Raw genomic sequence first — 23398 nt, 5'->3', positions numbered from 1 at the left:
TGGAAATAAAAAATCATAAAACCCTTTATCAGCAAGCAATGTAAGTCTTTTTAATCAATAAAAAAATCATTAAATAAAAAATATTTTAAAAAAATATAGTACTTTGTTTTGCATAGTACCATCTTTTATATATATATTTGCATAGTCAAGTAGTATATAAAATTATAATCATGAATAAAAATAACGAAAACACCAACGCATTCTTAATCCATATTTCGGCTTTTGCTGGATTTATGATTCCATTTGGAAGTATAATTGTACCATTAATATTATGGCAAACGATGAAAGACAGAAGTCGTTTTTTAGATGAACAAGGAAAAGAAGCGGTCAACTTTAACATTAGTTACGCTTTGTATATTTTTATTTTAGGAGTCTCAATTTTTCCATTTGCTCTTGGTTCTTTTATAAGACACATGAACGATTATAATAATTTTCATTGGGATTGGGGCAACGGAGGTTTGTTTGGAATCTTTGGAATGGCATCCCTAATAACATTAATCGGATTTATAAAAATTGCATTGATCATTATTGCAGCATTAAAATCTAAAGAAGGAGAAGATTATAAATATCCTTTTACGATAAAATTTATTAAATAACACGTATAAAACTCTTTATATGAAGATAGAAAATACAAAAGCACAAATGCGAAAAGGAGTTTTAGAATTCTGCATCTTATCTATTTTAAAACATGGCGATGCATACACTTCTGAAATCTTAGAAACATTAAAAGGTGCAGAAATGATTGTAGTAGAAGGAACTATTTATCCGCTACTAACAAGATTAAAAAACGCAGGATTATTAACTTATCGATGGGAAGAATCTAACTCTGGACCACCGAGAAAGTATTATGTATTAACAGAAAACGGAACCATGTTTTCTAAAGAATTAGACAAAACCTGGGGAAACCTAGTAACAGCTGTAAACCAAATAACAAGTAAAAAAACAACATAATGAATAAGACAATAAACATAAATTTAGGAGGATTCTTTTTCCATATAGATGAAATTGCTTTTCAAAAATTAAAAAGATATTTAGATTCTATTTCTAGGTCTTTAAGCGATGATCCTCAAGGAAAAAATGAAATTATTTCAGATATCGAAGCTCGTATAAGCGAATTGTTATCAGAAAAAATAACAGACGCCCGTCAGGTTGTGAACGAAAGTGATATTGATGAAGTGATCAAAATCATGGGACAACCAGAAGATTATGCAGATGCAGAAGAAGGCTATGCAAATGAAGATTACAACTATCAAAGAAGAAGAACTTCTTCTTCTTCTGGCAAAAAACTATTTAGAGACGGAGACGACAAGTTTTTAGGTGGTGTTGCATCAGGAATTGCACATTATTTTAATGTAGATACTGTTTGGATTCGTTTGGCATTTATCTTATTAGCATTTAGCGGATTTAGTATTGTAACTTATATTATTCTTTGGATTGTAATTCCTGAAGCAGCAACAACTGCAGAGAAATTACAAATGGAAGGCGAAGCCGTAAATATTGATAATATTGAAAAAAAAATTCGTGAAGAATTTAGCCATGTATCAGAAACCATAAAAAATAGTGCCAGTGAAGTTTCGGGTAAAATTAAAGATGGTGCATCCAAAGTAAACGAAGGGTTAAAAAAAGGAAGCAAAAAAGCAACATCGGGTTTTCAAGATTTTTTAGACACTTTAGGCTCAATAATTCTAACCATTTTTAAAATAATTGGAAAGTTTATTGGAGTGATTCTAATGTTTGTTGCCGCAGTCACATTAATCTCTTTAATTATTGGTGCATTTTCTATAGGAAGTTTAGAATTTCTAGGATTTGATGGTGATTTCCCTTTATATCAACCCTTTTTTTATGACTCAGTATTGCCTTATTGGTTATTAATGATTTGTGCATTTTTAGTCATCGGAATTCCATTTTTAATTCTATTTGTATTAGGATTGCGAATCTTATCGAGCAATGTAAAACAGTTTAGCAAAGCAACATCATTAACCTTATTTGGTATTTGGTTGGCTGCAATTTTAGTATTTGTTTTTGCAGGAATAGAATTTGGAACTACAAAAGCTTCATCAGGAAATAAAATTGAAACCATCGATTTAACCGCTGTTGCAAATGACACCATCACTTTAAAAATGGTAAAAAACAAAGATTTCTATTATCAATACAACAATTACAGAAACAATAATGTAGAAGTTATTTATCAAGGTGATCAAAAAAAATTAGCATCAACCGATGTATATATTGATGTAGAAAAAAGCGATTCTAACAAAGCATATTTACAAATTAGAAAATCTTCTGAAGGAAGAAATAAATTAAATGCAATTGAAAATGCAGAAAGCATTTCGTACAACTATAAAATGGAAGGCAATGAAATTTTATTAGATGCGTATTTTGTTAGCGAATTTAAAAATGCATTTAAAGATGAAGATGTTTATATAAAACTATTTATTCCAAATGATGTAACTGTATATTTTGACGATTCTACAAAAAGTTATTTGCGTAACATAGAAAACACTACAAACACGTATGATAGAAATATGGTAAAGCATTATTTTATGATGACTGATGATGGATTGAATAGTAAAGAATTAAAAATGCTAGAAGACAACGTAGAAGAATAACAATTCATCAATAAAAATCAACAATTGAGTAACCAAAATTCGTTTCAAAGCGTCTATATATTGACCTTTGAATCTTAAAATAAAAAACCATGAAATCAATCATCACCAAAACATTCGCATTACTTTTTATCGCAACCGTTACCACATCTTGTATGATAGAGGGTCTTAATTCGGTTACAGGAAATAGAAATGTAATTACAGAAACGCGTAAAATTAATGACGCCTTTACAAAAGTAGAAGTTGGTCAAGGAATTCAGTTGTACATTACACAAGACAATGATTTATCATTAGTTGTAAAAGCGGATGAAAATCTACACAAACTAATTAGAACTGAAGTTAGAAACGGCGTATTAAAAATTACATCCAAAAGAAATATTAGAAGAGCAAAATCTAAAAAAATATATCTTTCTGCTCCAAACATTAACGCAATTAAAGCAACAAGCGGAAGCGATGTTGTGACCGAAAACACAATAAAAGCAGCTATTTTTGATGTGCATGTTAGTAGCGGCGCAGATGCAAGAATAGCTATAAATGCAGACACCGTAAGTTCTAGTGCTTCTAGCGGAGCAGATTTAAGACTTAAAGGAACAACCAACTATTTTACAGCAAAAGCAACTAGTGGAAGTTCGATTAGAGCATACGGTTTAGAAAGTAAAAATGCAACCGTAAAAGTAAATAGCGGCGCAGATATCGATGTATTTGCAATAGAATCTTTAACAGCAAAAGCAAGTAGCGGCGGAGATATTGACTACAGAGGAAATCCTAAAAAGATCGATAAAAAGAAATCTTCTGGCGGAAGTATTTCTTCAAACTAAAATAAGGAGTTTTAAAAATTAAAATTATGATCAAGGTCTTTCTTTCTATCATCGCATTTTTAATGTCATTATTTGCCGCTGGTCAAGTAATTGAAAATTCAAAGTTATCTATAGAAAATAAGGTTGATATTCTTTTTAAAGATATTAAAGATACTGACCCTGGAGTTAGTGTTGGAATTATAAAAGGCAACAAGTTTATTGTTCAAAAAAATTATGGATTGGCTAATTTAGAATATCAAATACCCATAACAAATTCAACTGTTTTTCATACAGCTTCTGTTTCTAAACAATTTACTGCTTTTGCAATATTGTTATTAGAAGCTGATGGAAAGCTGTCTTTAGAAGATGACATTAGAAAGTACATTCCTGAATTACATCAATTTGAAAAAAAAATCACATTAAGACAATTAGCAAATCATACAAGTGGAATTAGAGATCAACATAACTTAGCACGAATGGCGGGTTGGAACTCTGATGATATTATTACCAATAGACAAGTTTTAGAATTAATTTACAAACAAAAAAATCTAAATTTTGCTCCAAACGAGCAATTTATGTATAGTAATTCTGGCTACACATTATTAGCAGAAGTAGTTGCTAGGGTTTCAAAAAAATCGTTTGCTGATTTTACGAAAGAACGCATTTTTATCCCTTTAAAAATGAATCAAACTCAATTTACAGACAAAGTAGGTTTACTAATAAAAAACAAAGCATACTCTTATTATAAAGAAAATAACAATTTTATAAAAAACATTTTTCAAAACGCAAGTGTTGGCGCAACAAATCTTTCAACATCTTTATACGATTTAAGTAAATGGGCTATAAATTTTACAACTTACTCTGTTGGATCTAAAAAAATATTTGAAAAAATGCAACAATTAGGAAAACTAAATAATGGGAATTCTTATGATTATGGTTTGGGGCTTTTTATAAATAATTACAAAGGAATTCCAAAAATAGAACATAGTGGGCTTGATGCAAGTTACCAAGCATATATTGGTTGGTTTCCAAAACAAAATATGTCTATTATTTTTCTAAGTAATAACGGTGAGTTAAACGGCGGTAGAATTATTAACAAGCTAACAGGAATTTGTTTAGACAGTTTTGTGAAACAGAAAAAAAAGGTTTCAAAAAAATTAACAAAGAAAAATACCTATATAAAAGTTGACCTTAACAATTTTAAAAAACAAGTAGGATTTTACTGGAATTATAAAGATCGATTTACAAGAGAATTAAGAATTAATAATGGTCATTTAAATTATGTTGGCGGAGATGGAAAATTAACAAAACTAAATGCCGTTAATAAAAATGAATATGAATTTTCTACCAAAGAATATACTGCTGTTAAAATTGATAAAACAAAAATGAATGTTATTCTAGATGATGGTTATACATTAAAATTTGAAAAATATATTCCAGCAAACTACAATGAAAAAAGTATTAAAGAGTTTACAGGAACCTATTACAGTGAAGAATTAAACACAACATATACATTTTATTCAAAAGAAAATCGACTAATAGCAAATCATCAAAGAACTGGAGATTTTAAGTTAAAAGCTATAAAAAACGCCTTCTTTATTGGCAACAAAGGTTCTTTCAGAGATATAACATTTACAAGAAATAAAAACTATCAAATTACCGGATTTAAAGTGTCTAGCAGCAGGGCAAAAAACATCATTTTTAGAAAATTAAATTCAATTTAAAAATATGCTTAGAGAAATAACATTTATTAAAAATTGCTTATGCTTTTTGGTATTTCTAACTTCATTTTTTGTCGTAGGACAAGTAAATGAAATTCCGAAATACAAACCGTCAAATGTAGATTTACACAATCAAATTGTAAAAATGGACGCAACATATTTTGATGCCTACAATACGTGCGATATGGAAACTCAAGCAGATTTATACGATGAAAACATTGAGTTTTTTCATGATAAAGGCGGTTTATCAACAGATAAAAATGGACTTTTAAAAGCGTTAAAAGAAAATATTTGCAATAAAGTAACACGAACATTGATAAAAGGAAGCATAGAAGTTTATCCAATTAAAAATTACGGAGCTATAGAAATTGGATATCACAAATTCTTTAATAAAGAAGAACCTAATGCAAAATCTATTCCTAGTAAATTTATTATGATTTGGAAAAAAGAAAAAAATACTTGGAAAATTACAAAAGTGATTAGCCTCCATTAACCTATTTAAAATCTATGGTAAGGCATCTTCAGCCTTACTTATAGTACTAATACTTGGTTTTATTAGTTTACTTTGTAAAAGTCATATTTTAATAATATGGCTTTTGCTTTTTTTAGTACTTTTATAACATGAAAAAAGCAACATTACTTTTACTACTCTTTTGCATTTCAATTTCTAGTTTCGGACAAAATTTACCTAAAGGATTTGTGTATTTAAAAGATGTAGATCATACTATTCAATCAGAAATGAGATATATTTCTCACAATAATTTTATAGGAAAACCCATTGATGGTTATCAAAAAGCAACCATTATTGTTTCTAAACCTGCCGCGATCGCTTTAAAAAAAGTACAGCAAAAATTGATGCAATTCAATCTAAGTCTTAAAGTCTTTGATGCCTACAGACCGCAACAAGCTGTAGATCATTTTGTGCGTTGGGCAAAAAGATTGAACGATACATTAATGAAACAATACTATTACCCGAAGGTCCCAAAAAACCAATTGTTTAAATTAGGATATATTGCTTCAAAATCTGGACATACGAGAGGAAGCACAGTAGATTTAACAATTGTAGATGTAACAACAGGAAAAGAGTTAGATATGGGAAGTCCGTATGATTTCTTTGGAAATACATCGCATGTTATCTATAAAAAACTAACGGAAAAACAAAGGGCGAATCGATTATTACTTCGAAGTTTAATGCTTTCTAACGGATTTAATCCTTACGAAAACGAATGGTGGCATTTTACGTTAAAAAATGAACCTTTCCCAAGTACTTATTTTAATTTTCCTATTAATTAAATCAATTTTAACAGAACTAAAACACTACTTAAATTTAACGGTATTATATTTGTAACATAGAAATTATATTTTTCATTTATGAATTTTAAAAAACATCTTTTTTTTGTTTTAAGCTTCCTGCTGATAACGGCTCAATCAATGCATTCTCAAGAGGATAAAATTGGGGCGAAAAAAACCATTTCTATAAAAGCAAAAACAACTTCAGTAAATAAATCTGGCGACTTAAATTTTGATGCAACAAAAGGGTTTAAAAATGCATATAATAATTCTCAAAAAACACAAGCACAAAAAGATCTTGATTTAAAAAATAAAGGAATTATTAGTCAAGCTAAAATAAATGAAGAGCGCATTTTAAAAGCCTATAAAAAAATAAATGGTAGATACCAATATCCAAAAATAGACCAAGATTTAGGGAGTTTTAGAACAGATTCAAATAATATAACCATTATTTGTAGAGATTTTCAATATCCAGACGGAGATATGGTTACCATTCTTGTAAACGATATTCCCATAATTAGAAATATTACTTTAGAACGAAATTATAAAAAATTTACAATTCCCATCGGTATAGGAATTAACAAAATTGCTTTTATAGCATTAAACCAAGGTACTTCTGGTCCAAATACGGCTGCATTTAAAGTGTATGATGATAAAAACAACTTAATTTCATCTAACGAATGGAATCTTGCAACTGGTGCTGTTGCTACAATTTTAATCGCAAAAGATAAATAAAAAATCTATTCTTAAAATTAGTTTTTGAAGCGTTTTACTTTTTATTAAAAACATTTTTTTTAAAAACTAAAAAACCCTTATTTTTGCAGTTAGCATTCCATTTTATGCTTCTTAAATTAGACTTTTAACATCATACAAATAATGAAAAAAATCACCAAAGAAACTTACGTAAATTGGTATAGAGATATGCTGTTTTGGAGAAAGTTTGAAGACAAACTTGCTGCGGTTTATATCCAACAAAAAGTAAGAGGTTTTTTACACTTATATAACGGGCAAGAAGCTGTTTTAGCAGGCTCATTACACGCAATGGAATTAGGTAAAGACAAAATGATTACCGCATACCGTAACCACGTTCAACCAATCGGAATGGGCGTAGATCCTAAAGCTGTAATGGCAGAATTGTACGGTAAAGTAACCGGAACTTCTAAAGGAATGGGAGGTTCTATGCACATTTTTTCTAAAGAAAAAGGATTTTATGGTGGCCACGGAATTGTTGGTGGACAAATTCCTTTAGGTGCAGGAATTGCATTTGGAGACAAGTATGCAGGTAGAGACGGAGTAACATTAACCTATTTTGGTGATGGAGCTGCAAGACAAGGTTCTTTACACGAAGCTTTTAACATGGCAATGCTTTGGAAATTACCTGTTGTTTTTATTGTTGAAAACAATGGTTACGCAATGGGAACTTCTGTAGAAAGAACTGCCAATCATACAGACATCTGGAAACTTGGTTTAGGATACGAAATGCCTTGTGGACCCGTTGACGGAATGAATCCTATTAAAGTTGCAGAAGCTGTTGACGAAGCAATTCAAAGAGCTCGTCGTGGTGATGGACCTACTTTCCTAGAAATGAAAACCTATCGTTATAGAGGACATTCTATGTCTGATGCACAACATTATAGAACGAAAGACGAAGTAGAGGAATACAAAAAAATTGATCCAATTACGCAAGTATTAGATGTTATCAAAGAGAAAAAATATGCTTCGCAAGAAGAAATTGATACAATTGATAAAGAGGTAAAAGCGTTAGTAAAAGAATGCGAAGAGTTTGCAGAAAACTCACCTTATCCAGAAGTAAATCAATTATACGATGTTGTATACGAACAAGAAGATTATCCTTTTATCAAAAGATAGATTATGGCAATAGTAGTAAACATGCCGCGTTTAAGTGACACCATGGAAGAAGGTGTTGTGGCACAATGGTTAAAAAATATTGGAGATTCTATTGAAGAAGGCGATATTTTAGCAGAAATTGAAACAGATAAGGCAACAATGGAGTTTGAATCGTTTAACGAAGGAACTTTATTATATATTGGTGTTCAAGAAGGAGAGAGTGCTCCGGTTGACACCTTATTAGCTATTATTGGTGATAAAGGAGAAGATATCTCTAGCTTACTAAGTGCTCAAGCTAAACCTGAAGAAAAGAAAACGGAAGAAATTAAATCCGAAGAAAAGAAAACGGAAGATACTCCTAAAAAAGAGGAAGCTGAAGAACCAGTTGTTGAGGCTGTAGAAACAAAAACAGTTTCTAATACAAGCGGAAGAATTTTTGCATCGCCATTGGCAAAGAAAATTGCGAGTGATAAAGGCATCAATTTGGCAGATTTAAATGGTTCTGGAGACAATGGAAGAATCACTAAAAAAGACGTAGAAAACTACATTCCATCTACCAAAGTTGCAGAAGCATCAGCAGCAACATCTTCTGCACCAGTAGCAAAATTTGTTCCGGCAGGAGAAGAACATACAGAAGAAGTTAAAAACTCGCAAATGCGTAAAGCAATTGCAAAAGCTTTAGGAAACTCAAAATTTACTGCACCACATTTCTATTTAACCATAGAAGTTGATATGGACAACGCAATGGATTCTCGTAAAACGATCAATGCTATTCCGGACACAAAAGTATCTTTTAATGATATGGTTGTAAAAGCGTGTGCAATGGCATTAAAAAAACATCCACAAGTAAATACAAGTTGGACAGATAATGCTACCATCTTTAAAAGTCATATTCATATTGGAGTTGCTGTTGCTGTAGATGAAGGATTGGTTGTTCCAGTTTTAAAGTTTGCAGACCAAATGAGTTTAACTCAAATTGGCGGAAATGTTAGAGAGTTAGCTGGAAAAGCGAGAAATAAAAAAATTGTTCCTAACGAAATGGAAGGAAGCACTTTTACAATTTCTAACTTAGGAATGTTTGGCATTCAAGAATTTACGTCTATTATCAATCAACCTAATTCAGCAATCTTATCTGTTGGAGCAATTGTACAAAAACCTGTTGTTAAAGACGGACAAATTGTAGTTGGCAACACCATGAAAGTAACATTAGCTTGTGATCATAGAACTGTTGATGGCGCTGTTGGAGCCCAATTTTTACAAACACTAAGAACCTATTTAGAAAACCCTGTTACCATGTTGGCATAAAGGGTTTTTATATTTGATAAAAAAAGAGCTCGAAAAGTATTTTCGAGCTCTTTTTTTTTAAATTGTTATACATTAGCATACTTTTATATACAACAACATTAGCTATTTTAAGATCATGATTAAAAAAACAATTGGACGAATTGACAAAGTAGATTTTCCAGAATTTGGTCTTTTAGATATTGAAACGAAAATTGATACTGGTGCCTATACCTCTGCAATACATGCACATAAAATAGAAGAAATCACTATTAATGGAGAAAATTTGATTAATTTTACACTTTTAGATCCAGAACACATTCAATACAACGAAAAAGAATTCAGAACTAAAAACTATTATAAAAAAGTAATTAAAAGTTCTAACGGCACATCCGAAGAAAGATTTGCAATACATACAACTATTACTCTTTTTAACGAAACCCACAATATCGAATTAACTTTAAGCGAAAGAAGCGACATGAAATATCCTATTTTACTAGGAAGAAAGTTTCTTACCAAAAAGTTTATTGTAGATACATCACAAAAAAATAATTCTTACAAATTAAAATAAAGAATCTAATTATGAAGATTGCCATTTTATCAAGAAATCCAAAATTATACTCCACAAGAAGACTTATAGAAGCTGCTGAAAAAAGAGGTCATGAAGTTATTGTTGTTGATCATTTAAAGTGCAATATAGAAATTGAAAGAAGGGCGCCAAAGATTTTTTATAAAGGCGAATACTTAACAGATATCGATGCAATTATTCCTAGAATTGGTGCTTCTGTAACTTTTTATGGAACTGCAGTAATTAGACAATTTGAAATGATGAAAGTTTTTACCGCCGTTTCTTCAACGGCTTTGGTAAGATCTAGAGATAAATTAAGTAGTTTACAAATATTAGCAAGAGCTGGAGTTGGTTTACCAAAAACAGTTTTTACAAATTACACAAAAGATGTTGAGCATGTTGTAGAATCTGTTGGAGGAACACCTTTGGTTTTAAAACTACTAGAAGGAACTCAAGGATTAGGAGTTGTATTAGCAGAAACTCCAAATGCAGCCACCTCTGTTTTAGAAGCATTTAATGGACTTGGAGCAAGAGTTATTGCACAAGAATTTATCAAAGAAGCAGGCGGCGCAGATATTAGAGCTTTTGTTGTTGATGGAAAAGTTATTGGCGCCATGAAACGACAAGGGAAAGAAGGTGAATTCCGGTCTAACTTACACAGAGGAGGAAATGCAAATGTAATTGAACTAACAGACGAAGAAGAAAAAACAGCTTTAAAAGCTACCAAAGCAATGGGACTGGGTGTTGCTGGAGTTGATATGTTGCAATCTTCTAAAGGTCCATTAGTTTTAGAAGTAAATTCTTCTCCAGGTTTAGAAGGAATAGAAATTGCTACTAAGAAAAATATTGCGAAAGAAATCATTCGTTATTTAGAATTAAATGTTGAATAAACCTTTTACTATTTTAGGAAAAGAGATTCCTAAAGGAGAACGCACCGTTTTAGATTTAGAAGTTGCTAAATTACACACAAGAACTACTTTAAAAGTTCCTGTGATTATTGAGCGGTCTTTAAATCCTGGGCCAGTAGTTTTATTATTAGCAGGTGTTCATGGCGATGAAACAAATGGTGTTGGTATTTTAAGAGAAATTATTGATCAAAAAATCAACAAACCTTTAAACGGAACGATCATCTGTATTCCGGTTTTTAATATTTTTGGATACTTAATTCAAACTAGAGAGTTTCCTGACGGCAGAGATTTAAACAGAATGTTTCCTGGTTCTTTAAATGGTTCTTTAGCAAGTCAGTTTGCCTATCAGTTTACCAAAGAAATTGCTCCACATGTAGATTATGTAATCGATTTTCATACAGGTGGTGGCGAACGCGATAATATTCCTCAAATAAGAATTAATAATGATGATGAAAAAGGATTAGAATTGGCTAAAGTTTTTAATCCGCCAATCATAGTTTTTTCTAATAATATTGCAAAATCTTTAAGAGAATCCATTGATAAATTGGGAAAAACCGTATTGCTTTTTGAAGGTGGAAAATCTAAAGAACTTAACGCTTCCGTTATTAATGAAGGCGTAAATGGCGCAAAAAATGTATTGATTTATTTAGGGTTGATAGAAGGAGAAATTACGGTAAAAGAACCTTCTGTTTATATTAAAAAAGCAAAATGGCTACGCGCTTTACATTCTGGTATGTTTAAAATTTCAGTAAAAAACGGGGCTCGAGTAAAAAAGAAAGAAGTTTTAGGAGTTATTGAAGATCCTTTTGGAGAATTCAAGAAAAAAATTTATGCGCCTTTTGATTGCCATATTTTTTGCACGAATAAAACTCCGATTGTAAATAAAGGAGATGCACTTTTTCATGTAAGTGTAGAATAATAAAAAAGCCTCAAGAGAATTTTCTTGAGGCTTTTTTATTATTTTAGAATAGTCATAAAACTACTGCTTAGTCATAGTTGCAGTCATTTTTGTACTCATTTCTTGCCCTTGTACTAAGATAATCATGTTTATATTAGAAACTAAAGGCACTCCAGAATTTCTATCCACTTTCATATCACCCGTAATTGTACCTTCACCTACTCCAGATACAACTCCAGAGACCTCTAATAGAACATTGCTCTTAGTAATTGATTTCACTGTATAGGTAAAATTCATGTCCAATCCTTTATCAGATTTATTCATTGTCCAAGTATCTCCAACTCTAACAACCTTTTTTGGGTACACCACATTACTAGATTGATTTGCAAAATCACTCGTTCCTGGGATATCTGGCACAACTGTAGTCTCTAAAACTTCTCCAATATTGTTTCCTTTAATTGTAATTACAGCTTGCATCATTGGTCCCATTTGACCTTTCATCATTTTCCCTGTAGCATCTAATTCCTCATCACTTTTAGAAGAATCATAGCTCATATTCATTCCTCCTTGACTCATATCCATAGATATCTGAGTAATCTTCATTTCACTTATATAAGCATCTTTAGTTACGCTAGTAATATCTTGTTTCATTTTCATGCCCATATCCATAGACATAACAGCACCCATGTCTTGAGACATCTTCATGTGCATTACATACGAATCTCCTTTTTTATAGTTTAACCTTAATAAAGCTGATTCTTGTGCGTTAATGTTAACTGTAAATGCAATTACAATTAAAATAAGTAGTTTTTTCATTTTTCTTAGATATATAATTAAGGAGCTAAATATACTATCAATTATTGATTTATGCTGTAATTATTAGAAAATAAAAAACGCTCGGAAAATCCAAGCGTTTTTTTAATAATCAATATCTAATTTATTTTAAAAATCTTGATTGATGTCCCAAGCTTCTAATGTTTCTTTCAATGTTTTGATAAACATTCCGCCCAAAGCACCGTTTACAACTCTATGATCGTACGAATGAGAAACAAACATTTTTTGTCTGATTCCGATAAAGTCTCCATCTGGAGTTTCAATGACAGCAGGAACTTTACGAATTGCACCCAATGCTAAAATAGCCACTTGTGGTTGATTTATAATTGGTGTTCCCATTACAGAACCAAAACTTCCAACATTAGTAACTGTGTAAGTTCCACCTTGAATATCGTCTGGTTTTAATTGATTTCCTCTTGCTCTTCCTGCTAAATCATTCACCGCTTTTGTCATACCAACTAAGTTTAACTGATCTGCGTTTTTAATTACAGGTACAATTAAATTACCATCAGCTAAAGCAGCTGCCATTCCTAAGTTAATATTTTTTCTTTTAATGATAGTATCACCATCAACAGCAATATTTATCATTGGATATTTCTTAATTGTAGATGCAACGGCTTGCATTAAAATTGGAGTAAAAGTCAATTTTTCTCCTTCTCTTTTAAAGAATGCATCTTTTACTTTAGTTCTCCACTTTACAATATTTGTAACATCAATTTCTATAAATGATTGTACATGCGCAGATGTTTGCACAGAATCTACCATATGTTTGGCAATCAATTTTCCCATTCTACTCATTTCAATTACTTCATCTTCTCCGTTTACAGAAACAGGAGCAGCTTTAGAAACTTCTTTTGTAGTTTGAGGTTTACTCGGTGTAGTTTTTGGTTGCTCTGTAATTTCTTGAGGAGCAGCACTTCTGTTTTCTATGTATGATAAAATATCGTCTTTGGTAACTCTTCCGTCTTTTCCACTACCAGAAATTGCTTCTAATTCTTGCATAGAAACGCCTTCTTTCTGAGCGATATTTCTAACTAAAGGAGAGTAAAATTTACCACTCTCAGAAGTTTTTGTAATCGGGGTAGCAACCTGCTCTATTGTTGCTTCTACTTCTTTTTCTATTTCAACAACTTCTTTTGGAGACTCATTCGATTTATTTGAAACCGCAACAGTTTCTCCGCCTTCGGTTTCAATGATTGCGATTGTTGCACCAACTGCAACAACATCATCTTTCTCAAATAAAATTTCAACTAAAGTTCCTTCTACTTCACTCGGCACTTCAGAATCAACTTTATCTGTAGCAATTTCTACAATTGCTTCATCTAACTCTATCGTATCACCAACCTCTTTTAACCATGATGTAATTGTTGCTTCTGCAACACTTTCACCCATTTTAGGAAGTTTTAATTCAAATCTAGCCATTACATTATTTGTTTTATAGAATGCGAAAGTACTAAATTTCAATGATTATTTATTGAAATTTTTATTGAAAAATAAAAATGAAGTAAAATAAAAAATTACACTATTCGCAAATAAGTACAACTATTTGTTTATCAAAAATCATATTCGCAGTTAATATGATTTATTAATAAATATATAATAATATTTTAAATCCAATCTTTCGGATTTGCCAACACTTCTAATAATTTGGCTTCTTCAGAATTTTCTTCTGGATGATGATTGTATTTCCATTGAACAACTGGAGGCAAACTCATTAAAATACTTTCTATTCTTCCATTTGTTTTCAATCCAAACAAGGTTCCTCTATCGTGTACCAAATTAAACTCAACATAACGACCTCTGCGCACTTCTTGCCAATCTTTATGTTTTTTAGAGTACTCAATATCTTTTCTTTTTTCTACAATAGGTACATAACTTTCTAAAAAACTGTTGCCAACTTCTGTTACAAAATTAAATCTGTCTTCTATTGAAAACTCATCTGTTTCTTTTAAGTAATCGAAAAACAAACCTCCTACTCCACGCGCTTCATTTCTGTGTGCATTCCAAAAATAAGTATCACAGGTTTCTTTAAACTTCGGATAAAATTCTGAATGATGTTTGTCACAAGCTGTTTTACATACGGTATGAAAATGAACTGCATCTTCTTCCAACAAATAATACGGAGTTAAATCTTGTCCGCCACCAAACCATTGGGTAACAACATCTCCAGAAGAATTATACATTTCAAAATAACGCCAATTTGCGTGTACAGTTGGCACAAACGGATTTTTTGGATGCAATACCAAACTCAATCCACAAGCAAAGAAATTTCCTTCTTCTACTCCGAATTGTTTACGCAATGCTTCTGGCAATTCACCAAAGACTTTAGAAATATTTACGCCACCTTTTTCAAAAATGTTTCCATTTTCAATAACACGAGTTCTACCTCCACCGCCTTCAGCGCGTTTCCAATTATCTTCTTGAAACATTGCTTTTCCATCAACTTTCTCTAATGCTGAAGTAATGCTGTCTTGTAAGTTTTCTATGTAAGCGTAAAACTTGTTCTTCATTGTTTGTATTGACTAAAATGTGCGTTAGCGATTGAAGTGACATCCTTTTTGCTTTTTTGCAAAAAGATATAACGGAAAGCGCGACCTTTAGGGAACGCCCAAAACATTTTAATTTACTTTATATTCTTTTACAGCATCAATAAATGCTTTTGCATTTTCTAACGGAATATTTGGTAAAATACCGTGACCTAAATTAACGATGTACTTGTCTTTTCCAAATTCATTGATCATTTGATGCACCATTTTCTTGATTTCCGCCGGCGGAGAAAACAATCTTGTTGGATCAAAATTTCCTTGTAAAGTGATATTTCCACCAGATAAATAACGTGCATTTCTTGGAGAGCAGGTCCAATCTACTCCTAATGCAGAAGCACCAGATTTTGACATTTCATTAAGTGCAAACCAACACCCTTTTCCGAAAGCAATTACTGGCGCCTCCTCTTTTAAAGCATCAATAATTTGCTGAATGTATTGCCAAGAAAATTCTTGATAATCTACAGGAGATAACATTCCCCCCCATGAATCGAAAACCTGAACAGCATCAACACCAGCTGCAACTTTTGCTTTTAAATATGCAATTGTGGTATCTGTAATTTTTTGTAATAATTGATGTGCAGCAATCGGATTTGTAAAACAAAATTCTTTTGCTTTGTCAAAGTTTTTAGAACCTTGACCTTGTACACAGTAACATAAAATGGTCCAAGGAGAACCTGCGAAACCAATTAATGGAATTTCATCATTTAGCTTTTCTTTGGTTGCTTTTATTGCTTCCATTACGTATCCTAATTCTTGATGAACATCAGGAATAATTACAGCATCAACACCTTTTTGATCTCTAATTGGATTTGGCAAATACGGGCCGAAATTGGGTTTCATTTCCACTTCAATATTCATTGCTTGTGGAATCACCAAAATATCAGAAAACAAAATTGCAGCATCCATTCCAAATCTACGAATGGGTTGCACCGTAATTTCTGACGCCAATTCTGGAGTTCTACAACGCGTAAAGAAATCATATTTGTCTCTAATTTCTCTAAACTCAGGCAAGAATCTTCCTGCTTGACGCATCATCCAAACTGGAGGACGATCTACTACTTCTCCTTTTAATGCTCTTAAAAATAAATCGTTTTTATCATATTATAGCTTTTGGCTATTAGCACTTAGCTTTTCGCTTTGGCTTTTAGCTATTCTTTATCGTATTTATTAATCCATTAATCATTTTTCCTTCTTTTTCAATTAATTCTAAAATCAAAAGGCTAAAAGCTATCAGCTACTTTTCTCATTGCCAAATCAATAGCTTTTGTTATTTTTTCTAAATCTTTTTTTGTTAATGCTGATGATAAAAACCAAGATTCAAATTGCGATGGCGGCAAAAACACTCCATTTTTAATCATTTCCCAAAAGAAAACTGCAAACTTCTTTGTATCAGATTCTTGAGCTTCTTCGAAATTGGTAACTTCTCCTTTTCTAAAAAATGGGTTTACCATTGATCCAAATCTATTTACAACTAGATCTACATCGTATTTTTTCGCAGTTTCTAATAAAATTACTTCTAGAATACTCGAAAACTCTTCAAATTCAGCATATGGATTTTGTTTCTTTAATTCTTTTAACGTAGCTATTCCGCTTGCCATAGCAATCGGATTTCCACTCAAAGTTCCAGCTTGATACATTCCGCCCAAAGGTGCAACTTCTTGCATGATTTCGTTTCTGGCTCCGTATGCTCCCACAGGAAAACCTCCTCCGATTACTTTCCCTAAACACGTAATATCTGCTTCAACTCCCAAAATCTCTTGCGCTCCACCAAATTTAGAACGGAAGCCTGTCATTACTTCATCAGCAATTAACAAAGCTCCTTTTGTTTCTAAATACGCTTTTAATTCTACCAAGAAATTATCTTGCGGAATTACAACTCCCATATTACCTGCAATTGGCTCAATAATTACACCAGCAATATTATCATCATTTTCAAAGTGCTTTTTTACACTTTCTAAATTATTAAATCCTGCAATTAAAGTATTTTTTACTGCTCCTTCCGGAACTCCTTTAGAACCCGGCAAACTTAACGTTGCCAATCCTGATCCTGCTGCAACTAATAACGCATCTTGATGTCCGTGATAACAACCCGAAAATTTGATGATTTTATCTTTTCCTGTAAATGCTCTTGCCAAACGGATTCCGCTTAATACAGCTTCTGTTCCTGAGTTTACAAAACGTACTTTGTCCATTCCTGGAAAAGCATCACAAACAATTTTTGCAAGTTTGATTTCATTTTTGGTTGATGCTCCAAAAGAATACCCTTTTTTTAACGCTTTGCTAATTGCTTTTTGTACTTTTTTATGACGATGCCCTAAAATCATTGGTCCATAAGACAATACTAAATCTACATATTCATTTCCATCAACATCGGTAATTTTAGTTCCTTTAGCTTTTTTGATAAACAATGGGTTTCCTCCAACAGAAGAAAATGCTCTTACAGGAGAATTTACTGCTCCTACAAGATGTACCAATCCTTTTTCGTATAGTTTTTGTGATTTTTCGAATTTCATTTTTTTTATTTTTTTGTCTGATTGAACGCATTCGAGACCTCTCGACTCCGCTCGAGGAGACATTCTATCTTTTTTTCAACAAAACCTTTGCTGCTTCTTTCGCAAAATAGGTAATGATAATATCTGCTCCTGCTCTTTTCATGGACAATAAACTTTCCATCATTACTTTTTCGCCATCAATCCAACCTTTTTCTGCCGCTGCTTTTATCATTGCATATTCGCCACTTACATTATAACATGCAATTGGTCGGTCGAAATTATTTTTTAAATCTCTAATGATATCTAAATAAGACAGTGCTGGCTTTACCATTAAAATATCTGCTCCTTCTTGATCATCAAAAGTTGCCTCCCGCATTGCTTCATCTCTGTTTGCAGGATCCATTTGATAGGTTTTTCTATCTCCAAAAGTTGGAGCAGAATCTGCCGCATCTCTAAAAGGACCATAAAAAGCAGATGCATATTTTACAGCATATGCCATAATTGGCAAATTCACAAAACCCGAATTATCTAAAGACTGACGCACCATATCAATTGTTCCATCCATCATTCCTGATGGCGCAACCATATCAACTCCAGCTTTTGCATGCGAAATTACTTGCTTTGCAATATTCACCAAAGTTGCATCATTATCTACATCATTGTCATGGATAATTCCGCAATGTCCGTGAGACGTGTATTCGCAAAAACACACATCAGTAATGACATATAAACTCGGATACTTCTTTTTGATAAAACGAATTGCTTGTTGCATAATTCCGTTATCATTCCAAGTTTCTGTTCCTTCATCATCTTTCTTAGACGGAATTCCAAATAACAAAACTGCAGGAATATTTAAAGAAACAACTTCACCTAATTCTTTAGAGATTCTATCCAAAGAAAAACGTTTGATTCCGGGCATCGAAACAATTTCTGTTTCTATACTTTCTCCTTCTTCAATAAAAAGTGGATAGATAAAATCATCCACAGACAATTTGGTTTCTCTAACCAATCTGCGGATTGCTTCTGATTTTCTAAGTCTTCTTGTTCTGAACATTATCTTTATTTATGTCGATGTCAGGTCGAGCGGAGTCGAGACCTAATTAAAACCTCTCTACTCCACTCGTGGAGACATTTTAATTTATTCTTTCACATAATGTAAATTCACCAATTCCAACACACTTTCTACAGTTGGTAAATTGGCAACTTGTACATTTTCGAAATGTTTTCTTGCTTCTTTCGCGGTACTTTCTCCGATACAAAAAGCAATTTTATTTGGTTGATTATCTTGCAAATAACTTTCAACGGTAGATGGACTGTAAAATAGCACTCCAGAAAATTGTTCTCTCACATTTACTGGACTAAACATGGTTTTATATGCTTCTACTTCGTTTACTGTAATTTCGCTTTTTGTCAACACTTCTGGCAAGGTATCTAAACGTAAATCGCTACAAAAATACGTTACTTCTTGTCCTTTAATATTCTTTGAAAGATATTCAGCTAACTTCTCTGCATTCTTTTCTGAATGCGTTACTTTTCCTATTTTCTGCTCGATTAACTTCTTTGTTCTTCTACCAACACAGTAAATATTTTTGAAATTTAATTCCTGTTTCACAAAACTATTCAACAACGATTCTACACCGTTTTTACTTGTTATGATCACATTTTCAATGTCATTTTTGATCACTTTTGGTGCAATCCTATTAAAACGAATTTTTATAAAATCACTGTCATCAATTGCAACAGTTTCTGGCAATAATCGTTTTTGAATTTCAGAAAGTTTCTTTGTAGAATACACTGCAAATTCTTTTACTTTATTTCCTTTTAGCGAATCCATTATTTTTTTTCCGCCTCTATTCAGTACAAAATCTGCACATTCTTTGGCGATGTAATTATGTCTCCCAATTTTCTCTTTAGAAGTAACATCTATTCTTTTGGTTCCATCAGCATTTAATAAAACACCTTTAAAATACACTTCGTCTTCTTTTATAAAAGCTAAGGCACCAATTGGCGCGGTACAACCACCTTCTAAAATATTTAAGAAATCGCGCTCTACTTTTGCAAGCATTGCTGTTTCTTCATCATTTAATTCTTTACATATTTCTAAAACACCCGTAGATTCCGCCAATGCAGAAATAGTTACAACTCCTTGCGCTGGAGCAGGAATCATCCAGTCCAAACTAAAAGCGCCATCTGGTTTTAGCTTTAATCTTTCCAATCCGGCAGCTGCAAAAATTGCGGCATTCCAATCGTTGTTTTTTAATTTCTCTAATCTGGTTTGTATGTTACCTCTTAAACCAACAACTTGATGTGTTGGATGACGATGCAACCACTGTGCTTTTCTTCTTAAACTTCCAGTAGCAATAATGGCGTTTTCTTGCGTTAAAAACTCCTCGTTGTCTTTAAAAACAAGCATATCATTAGAGTTTCCTCTTTTTAAAACTGCAGCTTGAACAATACTTTTTGGTAATATTGTTGGCACATCTTTTAAAGAATGAACTGCAATATCAATTTCATCATTCATTAAAGCAATATCTAAATTCTTCGTAAATATTCCTGTAATTCCTAATTCGTACAAAGGTTTATCTAAGACTAAATCTCCTGTTGATTTTACGGCAACGATCTCTGTTTTGTGTCCTAAATATTCTAATTGTTGTTGAACTGTTTTCGCTTGCCAAAGTGCTAGTTCACTGTCTCTTGTACCAATTCTAATGATCTTCTGCATGTAGTTTTTCTAATTCAGTTCCAAACATTTTACTAACCACATCAATACTTTGCGGAATTGACGTTTCGTCGTCTTTTAAATGTTTTACAAACTGTGTTGTTATTTTTTGAATAAACCTTGATGTTATAGCTTCTGCTTGTTCTTCATCAAAATTTTTCAACTTCTTTTTATGAAAAGCAATTTCATCTTGCTGAATCGTTTCTAACGATTGTTTCAACGCATTAATTGCTGGTGTAAATCTACGATGATTTAACCATTCATTAAACTCATTTTTATGCGTTTCTATAATTGACTCTGCAAAAGGAATTTCTTGTTGACGAATTGCTAAGGTTTTATCTGTAATTTTTGACAATTCATCAACATTTACAAGCGTTACATTTGGCAAGTTCTTCACCTCAACAGCAACATTTGCGGGCATTGATAAATCTAAAATTAGAATTTCTTTATCCGTAGGAATATGGGCTAAAGTAATTGTTGGAACATCAGCACCAGTAGAAACAATTAAAACATCTGATTTTTTTACTTCAGAAGTTAAATTTTCTATCGTTGCTTTTCTAATTGATTGATGTTCTTTAACAAACTCTGTTGCTTTTTCTTCAGTTCTATTGATCAAGCAAACCGATTTATTTTCTGTGTATTCCGCTAAATTTTTACAGGTATGTTTTCCCATTTTACCCAAACCAAAAACCAACATGTTCTTGTGATTATAATTTGATAAATTGGCGATAATATATTGAACTGCCGCGTACGAAACTGATGTTGTACCTGAACTTAAACGCGTTTCGTTTTTAACACGTTTGCTTGCTTGCATCACCTGATTTAAAAGTCTTTCGAAATAAGCATTGGTTGTTTTCTGCTTTTTCGCTTGCTTAAAAGAGTTTCTTAATTGACCTACAATTTCGTAATCTCCTAAAATCTGACTATCTAAACCCGTTCCCATTCTAAACAAATGCGAAATAGCTTCTTGGTTTTTATACACATTAGAAACAGCAGCAAATTCTTCTACCGTTCCTTTAGAATATTTACACAATAAATTAATTAATTGAAAAGGATGTTCTGCAAAACCAGTAATTTCTGTTCTATTACAGGTTGATAATACAAAAATACCATCAACTCCGCTTTCTTTTGCCTCTTTTAAGACTTTAACTTGAGCATCTTTGGTTAACGAAAATTTACCTCTAACATCGGCTTCTGCTTTTTTATAGCTTACTCCGATATTGTATAAACTTACTTGATGATTTTTGGTTGTCATGTATTGTTTTTCAAAAAGTAGCTCAAAAGTAAAAACTTCCTATCAATAAAAGTATCGCTTAAAGAACTATTAATGTCGTTCTACGTTTTTTAACAATTTAATATTTAATAAAACTAAAATTTATGTATTTTTGTTGAAAAATAAGGGCTTCTATTGATTTTTATATAGAACGATTCTAAATAAAAAGAATTCTTATTAAATTTTTAAAATGACAAAAAACAACGCAGAAAGTACTTTCAAAGAAATCAGTATTGAGAATTTATTTTTCTTATTGCACTTTGACAACGAAAGCAAAAAAACACAACGATTTGAAAGAGACATAGATAACTCTTTTATTCAGTTGCATTTTTGTATTAAAGGAAACGCTAAGTTTTTATTTAATAACGGAAGTTACACACTTGATGTTTTAAATCAGCATTGTATTTTACTGTACAATCCACAACAAAAATTACCAATTAATTTAGAAATTGACCCGAATACTTCTTTGGTTTCTTTGTTGATTTCTATAGAAAAATTTCATTCGTTGTTTTCTAAAGAGGCAAATCACATTCCTTTTTTAAGCGATGAAAACATCAATAGAAAATATTACAACGACGATATTATCAAGCCTTCGGTGTTAATTGTTTTGCAACAAATCATCAATTCTAATGTAAATAGTTCAATAAAAGAATTGTTTATCAAAGGGAAAATTTACGAATTATTGAGTTTGCATTTTCAGCAAGAAGATACAGCAAATGCCGATTTTTGTCCTTTTTTGGTTGACGAACAGAATGTTTTAAAAATCAGGAAAGCAAAAGATATTATCATTTCTAGAATGGCAGAACCGCCAAGTTTACAAGAATTATCTAACGAAATTGGCTTGTCATTAAAAAAATTAAAAGAAGGTTTTAAACAAATTTATGGCGACACCGTTTATGCTTTTTTATTAGATTATAAAATGGAACACGCCAGGAGATTATTAGAACGCAATCAACACAATGTAAATGAAGTTGGTTCTAAAATCGGCTACAGCACCTCAAGTCATTTTATTGCTGCTTTTAAAAAGAAATTTGGAACCACTCCAAAAAAATATGTGAATTCCTTGTAAAATCATTTAATGAAACAACTACATCACACAGAAATAGAAAACAAACAACAAAGCTTCCCAATTACCATTGTTTGTGACGCAATAAGAACTCCGGAAAACATCGGAATGTGTTTTAGGATTTCTGAAAGTTTTGGTGTGCAAAAAATCTATTTACACAAAACTTCGCCGTCAATTGAAAACAGAATTGTACAAAAAACAGCGAGAAATACGCTCAATCAAATTGAACATGAAACGTATTCGGATTTTACGCAAATCATCAAGCAATTAAAAGCAGAAGAAAACACCATTATCGGAATTGAAATTACGGATAAAAGCACTTCAATTCAAGAGTTTGATTTTACAAAACACGAAAAAATTGTATTGCTTTTAGGAAGTGAACGCAACGGAATTGAAAACATCAATATCGTTGATAAAACGGTTGCAATACCAATGTACGGAAGAAATTCTTCCATGAACGTAATCCATAGTTTATCGATTGCGCTGTATGAAGTAACAAATCAATTAACAATAAACAATGATCAACTTCATCAATAAATAAACGCATCAAC

The 23398-nt window shown here is 31.9% G+C and carries 23 protein-coding genes; 15 read left to right on the top strand and 8 right to left on the bottom strand.

All coding sequences use genetic code 11. The features are described from left to right. The first annotated feature begins 170 nt into the window (after positions 1 to 170). The 13 genes from KCTC32516_RS07575 (at position 171) to KCTC32516_RS07515 (ending at position 11938) form a co-directional block, all read left to right on the top strand. A complete protein-coding gene (locus tag KCTC32516_RS07575) occupies positions 171 to 596 on the top strand; it encodes a DUF4870 domain-containing protein (protein WP_301399818.1) in 426 nt (141 codons plus the stop codon). 19 nt (positions 597 to 615) lie between these two features. Next, positions 616 to 951: a PadR family transcriptional regulator gene (locus KCTC32516_RS07570; protein ID WP_301399817.1), complete on the top strand. Its 336-nt coding sequence runs from the start codon at positions 616 to 618 to the stop codon at positions 949 to 951. After that, on the top strand, positions 951 to 2609 hold the full coding sequence (locus tag KCTC32516_RS07565) for a PspC domain-containing protein (protein WP_301399816.1): 1659 nt from the start codon (positions 951 to 953) through the stop codon (positions 2607 to 2609). Before KCTC32516_RS07570 ends, KCTC32516_RS07565 begins: the two co-directional genes overlap by 1 nt. A gap of 89 nt (positions 2610 to 2698) precedes the next feature. Beyond that, positions 2699 to 3424, top strand: coding sequence for a head GIN domain-containing protein (locus tag KCTC32516_RS07560; protein WP_301399815.1), 726 nt, complete (start codon positions 2699 to 2701; stop codon positions 3422 to 3424). 26 nt (positions 3425 to 3450) lie between these two features. Further along, positions 3451 to 5127 carry a serine hydrolase domain-containing protein gene (locus KCTC32516_RS07555; protein WP_301399814.1) on the top strand — a complete coding sequence of 559 codons (1677 nt, stop codon included), beginning with the start codon at positions 3451 to 3453 and terminating at the stop codon, positions 5125 to 5127. A gap of 4 nt (positions 5128 to 5131) precedes the next feature. Continuing rightward, entirely contained in the window at positions 5132 to 5617 is a 486-nt protein-coding gene (locus tag KCTC32516_RS07550; RefSeq protein ID WP_301399813.1) for a nuclear transport factor 2 family protein, read from the top strand. A 128-nt stretch (positions 5618 to 5745) separates the two neighbouring features. Beyond that, complete coding sequence (locus KCTC32516_RS07545) at positions 5746 to 6417, top strand: M15 family metallopeptidase (RefSeq protein WP_301399812.1); 672 nt, start codon at positions 5746 to 5748, stop codon at positions 6415 to 6417. A 138-nt stretch (positions 6418 to 6555) separates the two neighbouring features. Beyond that, a complete protein-coding gene (locus KCTC32516_RS07540; RefSeq protein WP_301399811.1) occupies positions 6556 to 7149 on the top strand; it encodes a hypothetical protein in 594 nt (197 codons plus the stop codon). 141 nt (positions 7150 to 7290) lie between these two features. Next, positions 7291 to 8283 (top strand): pyruvate dehydrogenase (acetyl-transferring) E1 component subunit alpha, encoded by a 993-nt coding sequence (pdhA, locus tag KCTC32516_RS07535; protein WP_301399810.1) that lies wholly within the window; start codon positions 7291 to 7293, stop codon positions 8281 to 8283. A gap of 3 nt (positions 8284 to 8286) precedes the next feature. Continuing rightward, on the top strand, positions 8287 to 9567 hold the full coding sequence (locus KCTC32516_RS07530; RefSeq protein ID WP_301399809.1) for a pyruvate dehydrogenase complex dihydrolipoamide acetyltransferase: 1281 nt from the start codon (positions 8287 to 8289) through the stop codon (positions 9565 to 9567). Positions 9568 to 9682: 115 nt separating this feature from the next. Next, entirely contained in the window at positions 9683 to 10114 is a 432-nt protein-coding gene (locus KCTC32516_RS07525; protein WP_301399808.1) for an ATP-dependent zinc protease family protein, read from the top strand. A gap of 11 nt (positions 10115 to 10125) precedes the next feature. Then, positions 10126 to 11001, top strand: a complete 876-nt coding sequence (gene rimK, locus KCTC32516_RS07520; protein WP_301399807.1) for a 30S ribosomal protein S6--L-glutamate ligase — start codon at positions 10126 to 10128, stop codon at positions 10999 to 11001. After that, positions 10991 to 11938: a succinylglutamate desuccinylase/aspartoacylase family protein gene (locus KCTC32516_RS07515; protein ID WP_301399806.1), complete on the top strand. Its 948-nt coding sequence runs from the start codon at positions 10991 to 10993 to the stop codon at positions 11936 to 11938. Before rimK ends, KCTC32516_RS07515 begins: the two co-directional genes overlap by 11 nt. Before the next feature lie 60 nt (positions 11939 to 11998). Here KCTC32516_RS07515 and KCTC32516_RS07510 read toward each other — a convergent pair whose 3' ends face one another. The 8 genes from KCTC32516_RS07510 to hemA all read right to left on the bottom strand — a co-directional run bounded on the left by KCTC32516_RS07510 (position 11999) and on the right by hemA (position 21763). After that, on the bottom strand, positions 11999 to 12733 hold the full coding sequence (locus KCTC32516_RS07510) for a DUF6263 family protein (RefSeq protein ID WP_301399805.1): 735 nt from the start codon (positions 12731 to 12733) through the stop codon (positions 11999 to 12001). A 126-nt stretch (positions 12734 to 12859) separates the two neighbouring features. Then, positions 12860 to 14173, bottom strand: coding sequence for a dihydrolipoamide acetyltransferase family protein (locus KCTC32516_RS07505; RefSeq protein WP_301399804.1), 1314 nt, complete (start codon positions 14171 to 14173; stop codon positions 12860 to 12862). Positions 14174 to 14358: 185 nt separating this feature from the next. Next, the gene (hemF, locus tag KCTC32516_RS07500) at positions 14359 to 15261 is read right to left on the bottom strand and encodes an oxygen-dependent coproporphyrinogen oxidase (protein WP_301399803.1); all 903 of its coding nucleotides are present in this window, start codon (positions 15259 to 15261) and stop codon (positions 14359 to 14361) included. Positions 15262 to 15369: 108 nt separating this feature from the next. Next, positions 15370 to 16332 carry a uroporphyrinogen decarboxylase gene (hemE, locus tag KCTC32516_RS07495; RefSeq protein ID WP_301399802.1) on the bottom strand — a complete coding sequence of 321 codons (963 nt, stop codon included), beginning with the start codon at positions 16330 to 16332 and terminating at the stop codon, positions 15370 to 15372. Positions 16333 to 16517: 185 nt separating this feature from the next. Continuing rightward, a complete protein-coding gene (gene hemL / locus KCTC32516_RS07490) occupies positions 16518 to 17810 on the bottom strand; it encodes a glutamate-1-semialdehyde 2,1-aminomutase (RefSeq protein ID WP_301399801.1) in 1293 nt (430 codons plus the stop codon). 64 nt (positions 17811 to 17874) lie between these two features. Continuing rightward, positions 17875 to 18843 carry a porphobilinogen synthase gene (gene hemB, locus KCTC32516_RS07485; protein ID WP_301399800.1) on the bottom strand — a complete coding sequence of 323 codons (969 nt, stop codon included), beginning with the start codon at positions 18841 to 18843 and terminating at the stop codon, positions 17875 to 17877. A gap of 84 nt (positions 18844 to 18927) precedes the next feature. Continuing rightward, positions 18928 to 20511: a hydroxymethylbilane synthase gene (gene hemC / locus KCTC32516_RS07480; protein ID WP_301399799.1), complete on the bottom strand. Its 1584-nt coding sequence runs from the start codon at positions 20509 to 20511 to the stop codon at positions 18928 to 18930. Next, positions 20495 to 21763: a glutamyl-tRNA reductase gene (gene hemA, locus KCTC32516_RS07475; RefSeq protein WP_301399798.1), complete on the bottom strand. Its 1269-nt coding sequence runs from the start codon at positions 21761 to 21763 to the stop codon at positions 20495 to 20497. Before hemA ends, hemC begins: the two co-directional genes overlap by 17 nt. Positions 21764 to 21971: 208 nt before the next feature. Between hemA and KCTC32516_RS07470 the strand changes: the two genes are divergently transcribed. Then, positions 21972 to 22850, top strand: coding sequence for a helix-turn-helix transcriptional regulator (locus KCTC32516_RS07470; protein WP_301399797.1), 879 nt, complete (start codon positions 21972 to 21974; stop codon positions 22848 to 22850). 9 nt (positions 22851 to 22859) lie between these two features. Beyond that, a complete protein-coding gene (locus KCTC32516_RS07465) occupies positions 22860 to 23384 on the top strand; it encodes a TrmH family RNA methyltransferase (RefSeq protein WP_301399796.1) in 525 nt (174 codons plus the stop codon). Positions 23385 to 23398: the final 14 nt, after the last annotated feature.

Origin of the sequence: Polaribacter huanghezhanensis, from assembly GCF_030444335.1 — a bacterium.
GTDB lineage: Bacteria > Bacteroidota > Bacteroidia > Flavobacteriales > Flavobacteriaceae > Polaribacter > Polaribacter huanghezhanensis.
Note: the sequence above shows the minus strand (reverse complement) of the source record. Positions and strands in the feature narration are given on the sequence as shown.